Origin of the sequence: Rickettsia japonica YH, assembly GCF_000283595.1 — a bacterium.
Lineage (GTDB): Bacteria > Pseudomonadota > Alphaproteobacteria > Rickettsiales > Rickettsiaceae > Rickettsia > Rickettsia rickettsii.
In genome coordinates this window covers 1,011,921-1,030,864 of record NC_016050.1, presented here as the reverse complement: position 1 = coordinate 1,030,864, position 18,944 = coordinate 1,011,921, and the positions used below count along the sequence as shown (strand labels likewise).

The window sequence follows — 18,944 nt, the reverse complement described above, 5'->3', positions numbered from 1 at the left end:
AACATTTATTAAAACTTTATAAAAAAACTATAGCGATGCTTGTAATTATATACAATATATAGTATGCTACAGCTTGTAGTTTAGAAACTATTGAAACAAAATATTAGGTTATTTCCTTATCAAATGTGGGATATCTTGGCTCACATTTGATAAGTTTGTTTTAATACTAGGTACTAAATTTTAACTTAAATATAGGACAAAAATTATGGCTCAAAAACCAAATTTTCTAAAAAAATTAATTTCCGCAGGGTTGGTAACTGCTTCTACAGCTACCATAGTAGCCAGTTTTGCAGGTTCAGCTATGGGTGCTGCTATACAGCAGAATAGAACAACAAACGGAGTTGCTACAACTGTTGATGGTGTGGGATTTGACCAAACTGTCGCTCTTGCAAATGTTGCAGTTGCTCCAAATGCAGTTATTACTGCTAATGCTAATAATGGTATTAATTTAAATACTCCAGCTGGTAGTTTTAACGGTTTGTTTTTAAGTAATGCAAACAATTTAGCAGTGACAGTGAGTGAAGATACTACCTTAGGGTTCATCAATAATGCTGCTAATAACGCTAACCGCTTTAACCTTACGCTTGATGCCGGTAAAACTCTTACTATAACAGGTCAAGGTATTACTAATGTACAATCTGCTGCTACACACAATGCTCAAAATATTGTTGCAAAATTTAATGGTGGTGCTGCTATTGCCAATAATGACCTTAGCGGTTTAGGAACAATAGATTTCGGTGCTGCGGCTTCTACATTAGTATTTGATTTAGCAAATCCTACAACTCAAAAAGCTCCTCTTATACTTGCAGATAATGCTTTAATAGTTAATGGTGCTAATGGTACATTAAATGTTACTAATGGATTTATTCAAGTTTCAGATAAAAGTTTTGCTACTGTTAAGGCAATTAATATCGGTGACGGTCAAGGTTTCATGTTCAATACTAATGCTACTAATGCTAATGCTTTAAACTTACAAGCAGGTGGTACTACTATTAATTTTAATGGAACAGACGGTACGGGTAGATTAGTATTATTAAGTAAGAATGGTGCTGCTACCGACTTTAACGTTACAGGAAGTTTAGGCGGTAATCTAAAAGGTATTATCGAATTGAACACTGTTGCAATAAACGGTCAACTTATAGCTAATGCCGGCCCTGCTAATGCAGTAATAGGTACTAATAATGGCGCAGGTAGAGCTGCAGGATTTGTTGTTAGCGTAGATAATGGTAAGGCAGCAACAATCGATGGACAAGTTTATGCTAAAGACATGGTTATACAAAGTGCTAATGCAAATGGACAAGTAAATTTTAGACACATAGTTGACGTTGGTATAGATGGTACTACTGCCTTTAAAACAGCAGCTTCTATAGTTGCAATAACCCAAAACTCAAACTTTGGTACTACTGATTTCGGTAATCTTGCAGCACAGGTTACAGTTCCTGATACTATGACCCTTACCGGTAATTTTACAGGTGATGCTAACAATCCCGGTAACACTGCAGGTGTGATAACTTTTGCTGCTAACGGTACTTTAGCAAGTGCTAGTGCAGATGCAAATGTTGCGGTGACAAATAATATTACAGCAATTGAAGCATCAGGTGTCGGAGTTGTCCAATTATCAGGAACACATACTGCCGAGTTACGTTTAGGAAATGCCGGTTCTGTCTTTAAACTTGCTGATGGTACAGTTATAAACGGTAAAGTTAACCAAACTGTTCTTGTCGGCGGTGTGCTTGCAGCCGGTGCTATTACCTTAGACGGTAGTGCTACAATTACCGGCGATATAGGGAACGGTGGCGGCGGTGCTGCGTTACAAAGCATTACTTTAGCTAACGATGCTACAAAAACATTAACACTTGGTGGAGCAAATATTATCAGTGCTAACGGTGGAACGATTAATTTCCAAGCTAACGGTGGTACTATTAAATTAACAAGCACGCAAAATAATATTGTAGTTGATTGTGATTTAGCTATAGCTACTGATCAAACAGGCGTTGTTGATGCGAGTAGCCTAACAAATGCTCAAACTTTAACTATTAGCGGTACAATCGGTATTATTGGAGCTAATAATACAACTCTTGGACAATTTAATATTGGCTCAAGTAAAACAACTTTAAATGGCGGTAATGTTGCTATTAACGAGTTAGTTATTGGAAATAACGGTTCAGTACAATTCGCTCATAATACTTATTTAATAACAAGAACTACAAATGCTGCCGGTCAAGGTAAAATAATATTTAATCCTGTTGTAAATAATAATACAACTCTTGCAGCCGGTACAAATTTAGGTAGTGCTGCAAATCCACTTGCAGAAATTAATTTTGGATCTAAAGGGGCTCGTGCTGATACTGTATTAAATGTTGGTGAAGGGGTAAATTTATATGCTACTAATATTACTACTACCGATGCTAACGTAGGTTCTTTTGTCTTTAATGCCGGTGGAAAAAATATAGTAAGCGGTACAGTCGGTGGACAGCAAGGTAATAAGTTTAATACTGTAGCATTAGATAACGGTACTACTGTTAAGTTCTTAGGTAATGCAACATTTAACGGTAACACTACAATTGCAGCTAATTCTACCTTACAAATTAGTGGTAACTATACTGCAGACTTTATTGCATCTGCTGATGGTACTGGTATAGTAGAATTCGTTAATACCGGTCCTATTAACGTAACATTAAACAAACAAGCTGTACCTGTTAATGCTTTAAAACAAATAACGGTTTCTGGTCCCGGTAACGTAGTGGTTAATGAGATAGGTAATGCAGGTAATTATCATGGTGCCATGACTGATACGATTGCTTTTGAAAATTCAAGTTTAGGTGCAGTTTTATTCTTACCTAGCGGTATTCCATTCAATGATGCAGGCAACACAATTCCTTTAACAATTAAAAGTACCGTAGGTAATGAAACAGCTGAAGGTTTTAGTGTTCCTAGCGTGATTGTTTCAGGTGTTGATAGTGTCATCGCTGACGGTCAAGTAATCGGTGATCAAAATAATATCGTAGGTCTAGGTCTTGGAAGCGATAACGGCATAATTGTTAATGCTACTACATTATATGCAGGTATCGGTACTATAAACAATAATCAAGGTACTGTCACACTTAGCGGTGGTGTTCCTAATACCCCTGGTACAGTTTATGGCTTAGGCACAGGTATTGGCGCTTCAAAGTTCAAGCAAGTAACGTTTACTACAGACTATAACAACTTAGGTAATATTATTGCAACTAACACAACAATTAATGACGGTGTAACTGTTACTACAGGCGGTATAGCCGCAGGCGGTATAGCCGGAACAGATTTTGACGGTAAAATTACTCTTGGAAGTGTTAACGGTAACGCTAATGTAAGATTTGCTGACGGTATATTTTCTAATTCTACAAGTATGATTGTTACTACTAAAGCTAATAACGGTACTGTAACTTATTTAGGTAATGCATTCGTCGGTAATATAGGTGATTCAGATACTCCTGTAGCTTCTGTTAGATTTACAGGTAGTAATAATGGTGCAGGATTAAAAGGAAATATTTATTCACAAGTCATAGACTTTGGTACTTATAACTTAGGTATTGTAAATTCTAATGTAATTTTAGGCGGCAGTACTACTGCTATTAACGGTAAAATCGATCTTCTTACAAATACTTTAACATTTGCAGGTGGTACTTCAACATGGGGAAATAATACTTCTATTGAAACTACTTTAACATTAGCAAACGGTAATATAGGTCACATCGTTATCGCGGAAGGTGCGCAAGTTAATGCAACAACTACAGGAACTACAACCATTAACGTACAAGATAATGCCAATGCAAATTTCAGTGGTACACAAACTTATACTTTAATCCAAGGTGGTGCTAGATTTAACGGTACTTTAGGAGGTCCTAACTTTACTGTAACCGGAAGTAATCGTTTCGTAAATTACGGTTTAATACGTGCTGCTAACCAAGATTATGTAATAACGCGTACTAACAATGCAGAAAACATAGTTACTAATGATATCACAAATAGTCCGTTTGGAGGTGCACCGGGTGTAGGTCAGAACGTTACAACATTTGTAAATGCAACTAATACTGCAGCATATAATAATCTTCTTTTAGCTAAAAATAGTGCTGATTCTGCTAATTTTGTCGGAACTATCGTTACCGATACAAGTGCGGCCATAACTAATGCACAATTAGATGTAGCTAAAGATATCCAAGCTCAACTTGGTAACAGATTAGGTGCTCTTAGATATTTAGGTACTCCTGAAATGGTTGGATCTGAAGCGGGAGCAATACCGGCTGCGGTTGCTGCAGGTGACGAGGCTGTTGATAATGTAGCTTACGGTATATGGGCAAAACCTTTCTATACTGATGCACATCAAAGTAAGAAAGGTGGTTTAGCTGGTTATAAAGCTAAAACCACCGGTATTGTAATCGGTTTAGATACGCTAGCTAACAATAACTTAATGATCGGTGCTGCTATTGGTATCACTAAAACTGATATAAAACACCAAGATTATAAGAAAGGTGATAAAACCGACGTTAACGGTTTCTCATTCTCTCTATATGGTGCCCAGCAGTTTGTTGAGAACTTCTTTGCTCAAGGTAGTGCAATATTTAGCTTAAACCAAGTGAAGAACAAAAGTCAGCGTTACTTCTTCGATGCTAACGGTAATATGAGCAAGCAAATTGCTGCCGGTAATTACGATAACATGACATTCGGTGGTAACTTAACAGTCGGTTATGATTACAATGCGATGCAAGGTGTGTTAGTAACTCCAATGGCAGGACTTAGCTACTTAAAGTCTTCTGACGAAAACTACAAAGAAACCGGTACAACAGTTGCAAACAAGCAAGTTAACAGCAAGTTTAGTGATAGAACCGATTTAATAGTAGGTGCTAAAGTAGCCGGCGGTACTATGAACATAACTGATTTTGCGGTATATCCGGAAGTTCATGCTTTTGTGGTTCACAAAGTAACCGGTAGATTATCTAAAACTCAGTCTGTATTAGACGGACAAGTTACTCCGTGTATCAGCCAGCCTGACAGAACCGCTAAAACATCTTATAATTTAGGTTTAAGTGCAAGCATAAGATCTGATGCTAAGATGGAGTACGGAATCGGTTACGATGCTCAGATTGCAAGTAAATATACTGCACATCAAGGTACTCTAAAAGTCCGTGTAAACTTCTAATCGCTCCCGATTAGCACGTTTATAAGTTCCTCAAGAAAAAAGCCCTCTTTGAAAAAAGGGGGCTTTGTTTGTTCTTTCTTCCCGCCTACATGCCTTGTTGCATGGCTCAAAACCTACTATATGTCATCCCCGCGTAGGCAGGGATCCAGAAAAAAGCAAGATAAAGGTAAAATCACCGGTGATTTCAGAAGATATGGCAGTGATGAAGAAAGATTTAATGGTTTATCTAGCAAGTAAAGATAAATGGTTATTGGTGTTTGATAATTTAAAAATAGGCGAGAATAAGAAAATAGAGGATTTTATTAATTGGGAGTATAACGGTAATATTATATTTTGTTCCCAATACAATGAATTATTATCTAACATAATCAAAGCAAACGCTTTCACTAAGCCGGAAGCTGTATTACTTGCAAAAAAATATATTGGAAAATAAAAATCCGGAATTAATAAATTTTTTGACTCAAGCATTTGGAGCTTATCCGAGCCTCTAAGGATAAAATTGAGCTAAATATAAAACTTGTTAGCAATGAATTAAAGCCTAGTGCCAAGAGATTACTAGATGGGATAGCATTGTTTAATAATCAAAGTTTTTCACAAGAATTATTAAATTCTATTACTGAAGATAAGCATAGTCTAGATGATGATATTTATCAGTTTTCTAAATTTGCTTTGATCTCTAATATTGAACCTAATGAAGTTAATCTGATATTTAAAATGCATGATGTTATAGCTAAAAAAATATTACAAATAAATGGAGATAAAGGAAATAAAGAATATCTTAAACGAGTGTTACTAATCTTTTAAATTCTATACCTAAAAGTTTAGTAAAGGGGCGTATTTTTAGAAATGCTAAAACTATACCGGATTAATTACAAAAAATGCAGAAAAATACGATATATCGATATATAAAATTTTAGAGTTATAAATTTATTAATACAATATGCTAATTCTTCCGATTTATATAACTCAAAAAAATTAGTAAATTGGTGTGATAAAAACGATCAAAAAGGTAAATTTAAATTATGGACAATGAATAATGAAGAAAAATTTGCTTATGCTGCATATTTAGGACGTATAGGGTGGTATTATAGAACTTGGTCAGATCCTAAAAAAGCAATTGAATATGATACGAAAGCTAAGCAGGTATTTGATGAAGTGAAAGGATATGATTCCATAAAATGTAATGTAGTTTTCGGTTCGGCTATATCCAATATTCAGCTAGGAAATCTAGAAGAAGCAGAAAAAAATATCCAAATGATGGAAGATATGTTCAATCAAAATCTAGTAGATCAAACTGACATAGCAACTATATATTATGCAAAAGCTAAATTATTTAATATCTAAGGTAAAAATTATGAAGCATTAAGAAGAATTGACGATACTATAAATGCTTGTACCGAAAACGGGAAACTTCAAGATTTATTTCTTACCGGTTCATATCTCATTAAATTAGATGTATTAAATAATCTTAAGAAACATCAGGAAGCTCTTTCTTTATTAGAAGAAGTATATGATATGAATAAGTCAAGTAAAAAAGAGGAAAATTAAGTATTTGGACGAATTTTTACCCAAAAATCAAGAGCAAAACTAGGTTTAGGTGATGTTACCGAAGCTCTAGAATAAAAAAGCTAAAGCAATTTTTCTTAATGATCCAACTAGACCTAACAAAGAGATTATTATATCACCGGATATAGAGTTGGCAAAAACGTTTGTTGCTGAAGGGGATGCACTAGTGTTACTTAATCAAAATGAGGAGGCGGTAGATACTTATGCTACTGCTGAAAATATATATTGGAATAACTATAAAGAAAATATGAAAAATGTGTATGAAATAAGTAATATGTCTTTTGCAGCCGCTAAAGCTAGTTGTACTTTACCTAAGAAATTTTGGTATGAAAAATTCCGTAATAATCAGATAGAACAATTCGGAGCTGATCATCCGAATAGTATAAAAATTTTAAACCTTAAATGTGATGGTTCAAATTAGCTAGAATTTTTTCTGATTAGTGCAATAAAAAAACCGGAAGCGGTAAGAATAATTCCAAGCCAAATAAAGCTCATCGTTGGCTTGTAATATATTTTAGCATGGATTATATCGCCGTCTATATTACTTAAAACTGCGTAAAGATCATATGATAAGTAAGAGTATATATCACTTTCTTGCGATAAACTCTTTTCAACTATATAAAGCCTATTTTCCGGCTTTAATATAGTTATATTACGGCTATTATCCTCAAGCCAAAATTCAGCAATTTGTCTATAATAATTTTTACCTTGAGCAAACTTAATATTTTGCAATGTTACTTTAAATTCGTTAAATGTTTTACTTATTCCTACTCTGCCGGTAAAATCCATTTCACTTTGTAATAATGTATTCATAGTAATACTAAAACTAATTAGTGCAAAACCAAAATGCCCAAGGATCATACTAGCGTTACTTGCTTTAAGTCTATTTCTACAATAATTAGTTTTAACCAAAAGATAATGAATATTATGAAGCATGAGAAATATAGATGCGATTATAGTTAAAATCGATATAACACTAAATGTTACTTTTAATGATATTAAATAAGTAATTATTAGAGATAATATTAGAATTATAATATGTTTTTTAATAGAGCTTCTGGTAGTAAATAATCCTATGGTACCAAGAATAGGGATAACGAATATAATAAAATTATTAACAAAAAATGTTTCACTAATAATAATAGATTTATCGTCGAATAAAGAGTAAATTGGCGGATAAAGTGTGGCAGCTATTAGCACAATAAGGCTAAGAAGGAGGAATATATTACCGAGGAGTATGGAGTTTCCACAATTCGTCATTGCGAAGCCACGAAAGTGGCTGTGGCAATCTCGGTTAGTTTCCTGAGATTGCTTCGTCAATGCTAATGCATTTCCTCGCAATGATGTGATAGTATACAACCCAATACTACCAATCCCCATAATCAAAAATATTCCAAGCAAGTATATTCCTCTCTCAGGTGAGAATGCAAAAGAGTGAATTGAGGTAATAAAACCGGAACGTACTAAAAAAGCACTAAATATTACTAATAAAAAAGTAATGATGGATAAAATTACTGTCCAGTTTTGCATACGTCCGGTTTTTGTTGTTACAATTATAGAATGATGGAGCATAATTCCGGATAACCAAGGAAATAGTGAAATATTTTCTACCGGATCAAAAAACCAAAATCCGCCCCAGCCGAGTTCTCTATATGCCCACCAAGAACCAAGGCTAATTCCTATGGTAGTAAATAAGATACCGATATTGGAAAATGTTTTGAGAAGTCTTCTGTCATTAATGGATTCCCGCTTCTGCGGGAATGACGTAAGTGGGTATGAGAATGACATAGAGGCACAAACAATAGTAAACGGTACTACATAGCTAACATAGCCTAAATAAAGTAGAGGAGGATGGATGCTCAAAGCAATATCTTGTAGCATCGGGTTTAAGCCTAACCCTTCTTTAGGAACGAAAGAAAACACATTAAAAGGATTGGAGGTAAAGTAAATAAAGCTGCTAAAAAATAATTGTATGGCTGATAGAATAATAATAGATAAAAATTTAAGACGGTTATCTTCAAGTAAAAATATATAACAGCAACTAACGATTTGTAATAAACAAAACCATAATAACATTGAGCCTTCGTGGCTCGACCAACTACCGGCTATTTTATATATTAAAGGTTTTAAAGTACTGGAATTTAAGAAAACATTTTGTAGTGAAAAGTCAGAGATAATAAAAGCATAGACTAGGGTAAAAAAGGCAAGTATAGTACATGAGGCAGCTATGTAGAATGGACAAGTAATGAGGTAGTTGTCATTCCCGCGAAAGCGGGAATCAAGTCTATAAAACAGAGATTTTTTATGGATTCCCGCTTTCGCAGGAATGACATAAAAGACAAAAGACAAACCGATAACCGACAAGCACATCGTTGTTAGCAGTAAAAAATTACCGATTTCACTCACTGCTTATTGTTTCCTCGGTAGTAGGTAATACGGTAATTTTTACGCTATCAATCTTATTGGCAATTTTCTTTAAAATAATTACCTTTAAATTAAATATTTCAATTATTTCCCCTTGATTTGGAATTCTAGCAATTTTATGGATTATTAATCCTGCTATAGTGTTTGCATCTTCATCCGATAAATTCCAATCAAGTTCTCGGTTAATATCTCTAATAGTCGTAGTTCCTTTTATAATGAACTCGGTATTAGACTTCTTGATAATTTCATTATTAAGTCTATCATGTTCATCAGTAATTGGTCCTACTATTTCTTCTATAACATCTTCAAGAGTAATAATACCTAGTAGAGTACCATACTCATCTACAACACAAGCAAAATGATTATTACGTTCTCTAAATGCATGTAGCTGGTCTACTACAAGTGCATTCTCAGGGATAAACCAAGGTGGGGTTAGAAGTTTATTAATATCCACTTTTTTTGCATCATTATTATTTTCGTATAATGCTTTAAGCAAATCTTTTAGATTGAGAATTCCTATTATATTATCTCTATTATCTTGCCATAAAGGTATACGTGTATGAGCACCCGATAATAAAGTTTTAATTATCACTTCATGAGGTAGGTCGATATTAAGGGCTATAATACTACTTCTGTGAGTCATAATTTCCGATACCGTCATATTACGTATATCTAATATCCCGCCGAGCATATTACGATCAGATTTATAAACTCCGCCTTCTTGATGGTAATGCTCAATCACGCCTCTTACTTCTTCCGTTCCTGATATTTGAGGATGTAAATTAATACGAAATATGAAGCAAAATATTTTTGTAATGTAATCAAGAGCAATATTAATAGGTTTGAAAAGCTTTAAAAATATTACGATAGTTGAAGCCATTTTTAATGCTAATTGTTCAGGTTTAGCAACGGCTATTGCTTTCGGTACTACTTCGGCAAAAACAATAATTATAAAAGCCATAACGCCGGAAGCAACAATGGGTCCATTATCTCCAAGAAAGCTAATAAAGAGAGTAGTAGCAATAGTGGTACAAACAGTATTGATTAAACTATTACCTATTAATAAAGTTCCTATGACCTTTTCTTTTTTCTTAAGAACCTCTAAAACTGTTTTAGCACGCTTATTACCGGTGATTTTAAGCTTATGAATCTTCCCTGGGGAAGAAGCGGTAATAGCAGTTTCGGTAGCGGCAAATAAAGCAGATAAGGCGATCATTATTATAATAACGATCACAAGTATGGTAGTCATTCCTTGTTAAAATATAAATTAACTATAAATAATTATATTAGTAATTATAGATTTTGCCTAATGTTTTTTTGTTATCAACGACTCCTTTCAGTATCTTTTGTTTTTCGGCTGTTAATAAGATTGTGAAATTTGTTATTTGTAGATGATGTATTGCGTGATTTGTGTCCAATCGCTATTGCTTGTTGCTGTATTAATAATGTATTAGCTTGAGTTTTCCTTAAATTTATACCTTGGTCTTTAGATTCTTCAGTAGTTAGAATTTTTTGCCCTTTAGAGAGTTTTATCGCACTATCGCATACGAAAACTCCGCAATCATATACATTTTCTTGTTGTTTGGTATTTAGGTCTGTTATTTTTGCATCGGGATAAATTGCGGTAATATATTCTGTTACTTTTGGTCGAGATTCCAATGGCTCACCATAGGGATCATTATACATAAAGTTTATATTACCTTTATCATCTTTACTAGCCATTAAGAGTAACCAATGGTTATGTCCTGTATTTAGTGGTATAATTGCAGGCTTATTATCTAGTATTAAATCCTCTACTGTAACACGAAGAGTATCTTTTAGTATTTCCGGCTCTTCTAAAGAGGCATGATGAAATATAGAGCACATATTCTTATCTATATTTGCTTCCAATATATTTTTTATATCATCTTCAGTGTATAAATAAGTAGGTTGTTTTATATTTCCTGTATTATAAACACCAACTTGATCTTCAGTATTTATAACCAGTGATGATTTTTTTTCAGGTATCTGCTGTTTTGGCTCTATTACTGGTTTGGCTAATTGTTGTTCTGCTTTTAGAGATTCCTTATACATTTCCTGTGGAATTCCTAATTTTTCCCATGGTTTTTGATTATTAGCGGGAGCTTGCTGTTGTGGTGGATTTATAGAAGATGCAACAGTGGTTAGTGGTTCTTCTGTTATTGTCGGCTTTGCTTCCGTAGTTGGAGTTGTTGATTCGTGAGTTTTAGGTTCTTCTTTTTTGCCGAATATTGCTTCTTTAAAACTAGTTATTATATCTTTAAAATAGTTAAAAATTCTTTTAAAAAAACCTTGCGGTTGTGGTTGGTTTGCTTTTGGAGGTTCATATGATGTTGTTTGTTCTACTTGTATATCCTTAGGTCTATCATTCATCACTTTCTTTGTATTAAAATTAAAGTCAATAGGATTTACCTCAGTTTTACCTAAATCTTTTTGAAATTGCCTAGATATTTGTGATACATATTTTTTTAAGTTTCCAGCAGCATTATTTGAATCTTTTAAGATTTCATTAATTTCGAGTTTCAATCCGTACATTTGATCTTCAGAGGTAATACCGAATTTAGCAGTGATAAGATTTGTTGCTTCGTCTGCAGAAAGAGGCCAAGTTTCTATAATCACTCTACCGCCTTGATTTTTAGCGTTTTTTATTATTTTATCTAGCTTTTCTTTATCAGGTATTGTACCGGAAAGTAATTGATCAATTTTACGATCATATACAAGATTGTTAAAAACAGATGTTACTAAACTTATATCCGTAATTGTAGTGGCTTTATCTTTTGGTACTATACCATCGGCTATAGATAAATTTTGATCTGCTTCATTTGTAAAAAAAACATGATCAACTTTTTTTATCATTTGCTTCCAATAAGCTGCTAGTTCAGAATTTTGGGGTAATGAATTATATTGATCAAAAGTAATAGTAGTTTTTATATTTAAATTTTGTAAATTAATTAAATCTTGTACCTTAAAAATAGGTTGTATGTTATTGTTATTAAGTTGAATATTAAAAATCGGTATTTTGCCCTTTTTGTGGGATTCTTGTAAGATCTCTGAAAAAATACGTTCTTTATCGGATATATGTGATGCTTTATTAACTTCTAGTCGGATAATAGGCAGTGTATTTTGAGTTTCCTGCTTGTTTATTTTCTCTAATATCCGATCTTCATCTCCAAGTAAAAGAGTAAATATAATAGGCTCAGCCATTACTAACCTTTATTAAAAGAATATTAGGTTCTGTGAAAATTTCTAATTGATTTGCTATTTTAAGATATTTTTTAGCAAAAATTAATAAGGTTTTTGAAGGAATAGTTATTCATATTTCAAAAAAATCTTGTAATTTGCAGCAAAAAAGAGCCAAAATTAAATCTTTTTAGAAATCTTCACAGAACCTACATATAATTATTAGAATTTTTGAGCTTTAAATCAAGCTATATTTAATAATCCGTGATTTAGCTTATATAATTTATCCATTTTATGTGCTAATTCATGGTTATGTGTTACCATAATAATTGCGGTATTTTGTTCTCTTGCTACTTTTAAAAATAAATTAAATACTTCATTTGTAGTTTTGGGATCTAAATTACCTGTCGGTTCATCTGCTAAAATAATTTTCGGCTTATTAATTAAGCTCCGAGCTATAGCGACCCGTTGTTGTTCTCCTCCCGATAATTCTCCGGGCATATTATAGAGTTTTTTCCCAAGCCCTAAATCATCTAATATCTTTGTTGCATCTTCTATTGCTTCTTTTTGATCAAGACCACTAATAAGCCTTGGCATAATAACATTTTCAAGAGCGGTAAAATCTTTAAGTAAGTGATGTTGTTGATAGATAAAACCTAAATAATGCAGACGAATGAGATGATATTTTTGATACTTGCTATTTGGTATGATGACTTGACCGTTTGTAGGTTTATCAAGCAAGCCGGCAATATGTAGTAAAGTTGATTTGCCGCTACCTGAAGAACCTATTATAGCGATTAATTCACCTTCATTAACCGTTAGATTAAGATCATCTAGTACTCTAACAATAGTTTTGCCTTGGCTGTAATGTTTTGAGATATTTTTTAAAATGAGGACTGTATTATTCATATCTTAGGGCATCCACGGGATTTAATTTTGAGGCTCTATAAGAAGGATAAATTGTTGCAAGAAAACACAATATTATAGATAAAGAGGTAATTAAAATAATATCCTCAGCTCTTACTTTTGAAGGTAAACTATAAAGAAAATAAATAGCTGCCTCGAAAATTTTAGTACCGGTTATACGCTCCAAATAATTCTTGATAGTTTGAATATTGTAAGAAAAGGTAACACCAAGGATTACACCTAGTGTTGTGCCAAGTAATCCTATAAACATTCCGTTATAGATAAAAATAAGCATTATTTGCTTAGTGCTTGCTCCCATAGTTCTAAGAATTGCAATATCTGAAGTTTTATCTTTAACAAGCATAAATAAGCTTGAAATAATATTAAATGCGGCAACCGTAATAATTAAAGATAGAATAGTAAACATAGCCGTACGCTCAACAGCAAGAGCACTTAAAAATTGTGAATTTAAGGTTTGCCAATTAAATACATATAGGGTTGGACCTAATAGTGATTGTATTTTATATGAATATGTGAGAGCTTTATCGGGATCTAGACTATTAATTTCGATTAAATTAATATCGTTGCCGAGAGATAAGAAATTTTGTGCTGCGGTAAGCGGCATTAATATCGTTGTCAAATCATAATCATACATACCGCTATTGAAAATTGCTATAACTTTAAATTCTTTTGATCTTGGCATACTGCCAAAGGTTGTAGAAACTGAATTCGGTGAAATTAATCTAATCTTATCCCCAACGGTTACGCCTAAATTGCTTGCTAATTGTTCTCCGAGTGCTATTACGTTTTTGCCATGAAAATTATCAAAACTACCAAAATTTACATTTTTAAAAATTTCGTTTCTTACACTTAGATCCTTTAATTTCATACCTTTAACAAGCACACCGCTATTATTACTTTTACCAAGAGCCAAAGCTTGACCGTGAGCAATGAATGTTACATGCTTTACATAATCTTGTTTTAGGAGTTTGGCTTTAATCTCTTCATAGTTATCAATACTACCACCTTGCCGATTTATCACTATATCCCCATTTAAGCCGATAATATTTTTAGTAAGCTCTATATGAAAACCGTTCATAACGGACATGACTACTATCAATGCTGCAACGCCGATCATTATGCCCACTAAAGAAAAGGCAGAAATAATAGAAACAAACTTTTCATTTTTCTTAGCTCTAAAATATCTGAAAGCTATCTTGAAGATAAAATTGTTATTGATCATTTGTTTATTTTTTCTTACATCAGTTTCTAGGTTATTCCTGTGTGAATCAGCTTTTTGTCATTGTGAGCAGCCGTAGGCTGCGTGGCAATCTTATGAAATAATAACAAATTTCTGAGATTGCTTCGTCAAAACTTACAGTTTTTCCTCGCAATGATGACACAATTGATGACACAAAGACATCTACACGTTACTAGAAATCTCAAAGACTTTATCGTACTTAAATAATTTAGGTAATGTTACTAACCCAAATAGCGTAACACTGGATATAGTAATGCCAAGAGGAGTAAAAGTACCGTTATATAAAAATCCTACTAATTGCAGCCCAAATGCCGTTAAAATCAATCTAGCCACAGTGAAAATAGCCGTCATACGAGCTTTACCGTCCGGAATAGCTTCTAAAAGCAATGGCCATAATATGTTAATCGGATATATCACGCCAAGAGATAATAATAAAGTAACTATTGTTATGGTTAAAGGATTATTAATATTATATACAACTAATATGCTATTTCCTAGTAGAAATAGTATTATAAATATAACTCCAAAATAGAAGCAATTTTTAATACCGAATTTTTTAAAGCAATAACCGCTTGAAAAGCTCATAATTGAGAATAGAGCTGCCATTGCTCCTTGATAAAGTCCAAAATATTCTAAAGTTACACCTAAATCTTGCATATATAAAATAGGAGCAATCCCAATAAATATCCAATATCCTTGTGCAAGAAATATCATTGTAAGTATATAATATATAGCTTTTGGCGATTTGAAGATAGGTATATATTCTTTTAAAGAAATACGTATTTTTTTATTAACTTCTCTTTTTGGAATAAATAATATACCAAGAATTAGACTGATCAAACCTACTATAAGCAACAAAACAAAATTGCCACGCCAGCCCCAAAATAAATTGACGTAGCTACCTATAACCGGTGCTATTGCCATAGCAAGGGCAATAGTGCCGTTTAAAATGCCCATGAATCTTTGCTGTTCTTGTACCGAATAAATATCGGCAAGAACAACATATACTAGCACTGCAACCGATGATATCCCGCATCCTTGCAAAAATCTTCCAAATAATATAGCTGCATAATTATTTGCAAATACACAAAATAAACTACCAAGATTAAAAATTAGTAAACCGAGTATAATAATTGGTCTGCGTCCGTACCTATCTCCTAAATTACCGACTATAAGCGAAGTAATACAATAAGCAGTTAGATTAACACCAAGTAGTAACTCTGTCATAAAAGTTGAAAGGTTGAATGTATTTTGTATTTCAGGAAAACTTGGAACGAATAAATCTATTTCCGCTCCAGCGAGTATTTCCATGATGATTACGGTAATAATTAATTTCATAAGTAATTGTTAGTTTGAGGTTATTTTAGCAAAGTATTATTGAAGCCGAAAGCCTACGCAATGTTATCCCTGCGAGGCATTGTTGCATAGATACCAGGTCGTCATTAATTTACTAATTGTAAATTTTCTCGCAATGATGGAAAAACCGATGCGAGCGAACGTTAGTGAGCATGGTAATCTCAGGAATTCTTCCCAAGATTGCTTCATTCCACGCAACAACATTTTTGCGGGAATGACATAAATAAGGACGCAGGAATGGCAGCAAAGCCACACAACAAATTAGCTTTCTATATTCTTATAGCTTACAATAATGAGTGTATTGTTTTACTAAAGAAAGAATAAATGAATATTTATGCTCGTCTAGAAATTTTTATTTATCAGGAGTATATACATGACACGATAACAGGAAGACTGAAAGGAAGTGCAAGCAGAAACTTTTAGTAATATATGTTAAGAATAATAATTCCCAACATGTGGGACTATTAACAAAATAAATTTTAAAGCTAATTAAATTTATTTTTACTGCAAATTATAAGGCTTTTTTGAAATAGGATTAACTATTCCTTCAAAACTCTTATTAATTTTCGCTAAAAATTCTTTTTAATTATCAATTAAAATTATTTTGTTAACAGTCCCATATCAATTTTAAAAATTAATTAAAATATTACTGATTAATTCCTAAAGCTTGTTTTTGAGTATCGGTAGTATTCTCCATTACCCACTTTTGGACATCAGGACTTAACATATTATACTGATCTGCTGTTAAACTAGCAACCCAAGCTTGTTGATCGTCAGTACTCATAGCTTGTATTTGGGTTGTTGTCACTGAAGCTGGGGCAGGCATTTGCATTGATGAAGCAAATACTGAGTTCGCGAAAGCTAGAATTAATAAAATTTTTAATAAATTTTTCATTTTGTAAACCTTTTTTGTTTTGTAATTGCGATTATAACAAAGCCACGGCAGCTTTCAAGCTAAATTATATTAAACATTTAAATTTTTTATATTAAGAAACTTTTATTGTAACAAATATATCAATTATATACTTTATTGTCATTCCCGCGAAAGCGGGAATCCAGTAAAAAGCGTTCAGTATCATACCGTGGCTTGACCACGGGATCTTGTGTCACAGATTATGCCCTAAGATACCACGCTCAAGTCGTGGTATGACATTAAGGTTGACTGGATTCCTGCTTTCGCAGGAATGACATACCCCTTTATATTGTTAACTGCTCTCTACAAATATTTCGATAAATTTCTGAGTTTTTAGATAAATCATTATGTGATCCTTCAGCGACTACTCCTCCTTTATCTATTACTACAATATAATCAGCTGATTCTATGCTACTAGTTCGATGGGCAATTGATATAATAATGTTCCCTTTCATTATTTTTTTTATAGACTCTAGTAATTTCTGTTCGCTCATCGTATCTAAAGCACTCATTGCCTCATCAAGAAGCAAAATTTGCGGCATGCGTAGTAATGCTCTAGCAATAGCTATTCTTTGTTTCTGTCCTCCTGATAATCTAACCCCTCTTTCACCGATTTTAGTATTTATACCGTCATGAAGTTTAGCAGCAAATTCTTCTATTCCTGTAATTTTTATTATCTCATTTATTTCGTCGTCGCTTGCTTCATTATTACCGAATATAATATTTGATTTTATAGTGCCGGAAAAAATGCTAGCCTCTTGAGGAACATAGGCAATTAATTTACGAATTTCAGCAGGATTTAAAAGAGTTATATCTTGATTGTTAATAAGGATAGTGCCGTTTTCTTGCCGGTAAAAACGCAGCAGTAACTGTAGTACAGTACTTTTTCCTGCACCTGATCTACCTACAATACCAAGAAACTTATTGGCATTTATCTTCAAAGACATATTATTAATAATCCTTAAATTAGGTCTTGAATGATAGGTAAAATCAACATTTTTGAATTCTATCGAGATTGGATCGGAATTATTTAATTCTAAATAATTATTATGTGCTATAGGTGTCTTATCTATAATTGTAATTATTCTCTCAAGGGCTGTAACAGGTAAATGCATTTCGCTTAGTAGCTCAAAAATACCGCCACAGCTAACTCCGGCGATAATCGCATAATAAATAAACGAGATAATTTGTCCCGCAGATAAATGGCCTTTCACTATATCTGAAGCTCCGATCCAAACGACTAAAGTAATCGCAAGAAATATAACGGCTATTGAAATCGCAAAGAATAAAGCACGAATTTTTAAACGGGTTTTGCAGTATATTAAATAGTTTTGTAATTTATTGTCAAAATCGGCAATTTTGTTTATTTGATGGTTAAAAGCATAAATAGCTCTAATATTATTAAAAGTTTCATCAATATCCGATGCTAAAAGTGACTTAGATTCTAGAGCTTTTTTAGATAAAACCTTAACATGCTTGCCGAATTTAATTAAAGGAATTAATAAGATAGGAATGGTAATAATTACTATAGAAGCGAGTTTAAAGCTTTCAAAAAACATTAATGTAATGCCGCCAATTAGCATCACCGAATTGCGAATAAAAAAAGATAAGAAATTAACAATGAGAGTAGATATTTGATCTATATCATTTGTTAGGCGTGAAATTATATCGCCGATTTTTAGTTCTTCAAACTCTTCAATTTCATAATTAATTAAATTACTATAAGCTTCTTTTCTTATTTGAGTAACTGCCTTTTCAGCAACATTATTGATAAAATATGAACGAAAAAAACTGGCAATACTTAAGATGATAATTAATAAACAAATATATAATATAGATTTATCAACCGATAAAATATGGTCTTTGCTCAAGCCTTTATCAACTAAATTTCTAAAAACACTACCGATTAGTAATAATGAAGCTGATACGCTAAGTAAAGAGATCATAACGATGATCAAATCTTTTTTATAGAACCTTAGATATTTAGCTAGTCTATATAGAAGTTTGATATCCATAAGAAAAAAATGTCATTGCGAGCGACTGTAGGCGTTGTTTCATGGATGTCAAATCGTCATTGCAAGGAGCGAAGCGACGTGGCAATCCAGCAAAATAATAAAAAAGTACTAATTTTAGCATTTTTTTAC

Annotated in this window: 13 protein-coding genes; 5 read left to right on the top strand and 8 right to left on the bottom strand. The window is 32.9% G+C overall.

The features are described from left to right. The first annotated feature begins 205 nt into the window (after window positions 1–205). The 5 genes from ompB to RJP_RS05605 all read left to right on the top strand — a co-directional run bounded on the left by ompB (window position 206) and on the right by RJP_RS05605 (window position 7,163). A complete protein-coding gene (ompB, locus tag RJP_RS05625) occupies window positions 206–5,176 on the top strand; it encodes an outer membrane protein OmpB (RefSeq protein ID WP_014121034.1) in 4,971 nt (1,656 codons plus the stop codon). A gap of 64 nt (window positions 5,177–5,240) precedes the next feature. Next, on the top strand, window positions 5,241–5,609 hold the full coding sequence (locus RJP_RS05620) for a hypothetical protein (protein ID WP_231839095.1): 369 nt from the start codon (window positions 5,241–5,243) through the stop codon (window positions 5,607–5,609). Window positions 5,610–5,644: 35 nt separating this feature from the next. Continuing rightward, window positions 5,645–5,980, top strand: a complete 336-nt coding sequence (locus tag RJP_RS08740; protein WP_050982255.1) for a hypothetical protein — start codon at window positions 5,645–5,647, stop codon at window positions 5,978–5,980. A gap of 225 nt (window positions 5,981–6,205) precedes the next feature. After that, window positions 6,206–6,520 (top strand): hypothetical protein, encoded by a 315-nt coding sequence (locus RJP_RS05610; protein WP_225981260.1) that lies wholly within the window; start codon window positions 6,206–6,208, stop codon window positions 6,518–6,520. Between the two features lie 352 nt (window positions 6,521–6,872). Beyond that, window positions 6,873–7,163 (top strand): hypothetical protein, encoded by a 291-nt coding sequence (locus RJP_RS05605; protein ID WP_024704342.1) that lies wholly within the window; start codon window positions 6,873–6,875, stop codon window positions 7,161–7,163. On the opposite strand, the gene RJP_RS05600 is transcribed toward RJP_RS05605, so the two are convergent. From RJP_RS05600 to RJP_RS05565, 8 genes are all read right to left on the bottom strand, one after another. Then, window positions 7,160–9,148, bottom strand: a complete 1,989-nt coding sequence (locus RJP_RS05600) for a heme lyase CcmF/NrfE family subunit (RefSeq protein WP_014121033.1) — start codon at window positions 9,146–9,148, stop codon at window positions 7,160–7,162. The two genes, RJP_RS05605 and RJP_RS05600, sit on opposite strands and share 4 nt — an antisense overlap. Continuing rightward, window positions 9,141–10,415, bottom strand: a complete 1,275-nt coding sequence (locus RJP_RS05595) for an HlyC/CorC family transporter (RefSeq protein ID WP_014121032.1) — start codon at window positions 10,413–10,415, stop codon at window positions 9,141–9,143. Before RJP_RS05595 ends, RJP_RS05600 begins: the two co-directional genes overlap by 8 nt. A 74-nt stretch (window positions 10,416–10,489) precedes the next feature. Beyond that, entirely contained in the window at window positions 10,490–12,388 is a 1,899-nt protein-coding gene (locus tag RJP_RS05590) for a Ulp1 family isopeptidase (RefSeq protein WP_014121031.1), read from the bottom strand. 219 nt (window positions 12,389–12,607) lie between these two features. Continuing rightward, the gene (locus RJP_RS05585) at window positions 12,608–13,273 is read right to left on the bottom strand and encodes an ABC transporter ATP-binding protein (protein ID WP_014014697.1); all 666 of its coding nucleotides are present in this window, start codon (window positions 13,271–13,273) and stop codon (window positions 12,608–12,610) included. Next, window positions 13,266–14,513: a lipoprotein-releasing ABC transporter permease subunit gene (locus RJP_RS05580; protein ID WP_014121030.1), complete on the bottom strand. Its 1,248-nt coding sequence runs from the start codon at window positions 14,511–14,513 to the stop codon at window positions 13,266–13,268. The genes RJP_RS05585 and RJP_RS05580 overlap by 8 nt, the downstream gene beginning before the upstream one ends. 180 nt (window positions 14,514–14,693) lie before the next feature. Then, window positions 14,694–15,869 (bottom strand): multidrug effflux MFS transporter, encoded by a 1,176-nt coding sequence (locus RJP_RS05575; RefSeq protein WP_014121029.1) that lies wholly within the window; start codon window positions 15,867–15,869, stop codon window positions 14,694–14,696. A gap of 664 nt (window positions 15,870–16,533) precedes the next feature. After that, window positions 16,534–16,782, bottom strand: a complete 249-nt coding sequence (locus RJP_RS05570) for a DUF2673 domain-containing protein (protein WP_014014694.1) — start codon at window positions 16,780–16,782, stop codon at window positions 16,534–16,536. Window positions 16,783–17,084: 302 nt separating this feature from the next. Further along, a complete protein-coding gene (locus RJP_RS05565) occupies window positions 17,085–18,815 on the bottom strand; it encodes an ABC transporter ATP-binding protein (protein WP_014121028.1) in 1,731 nt (576 codons plus the stop codon). Between the last annotated feature and the right edge of the window lie 129 nt (window positions 18,816–18,944).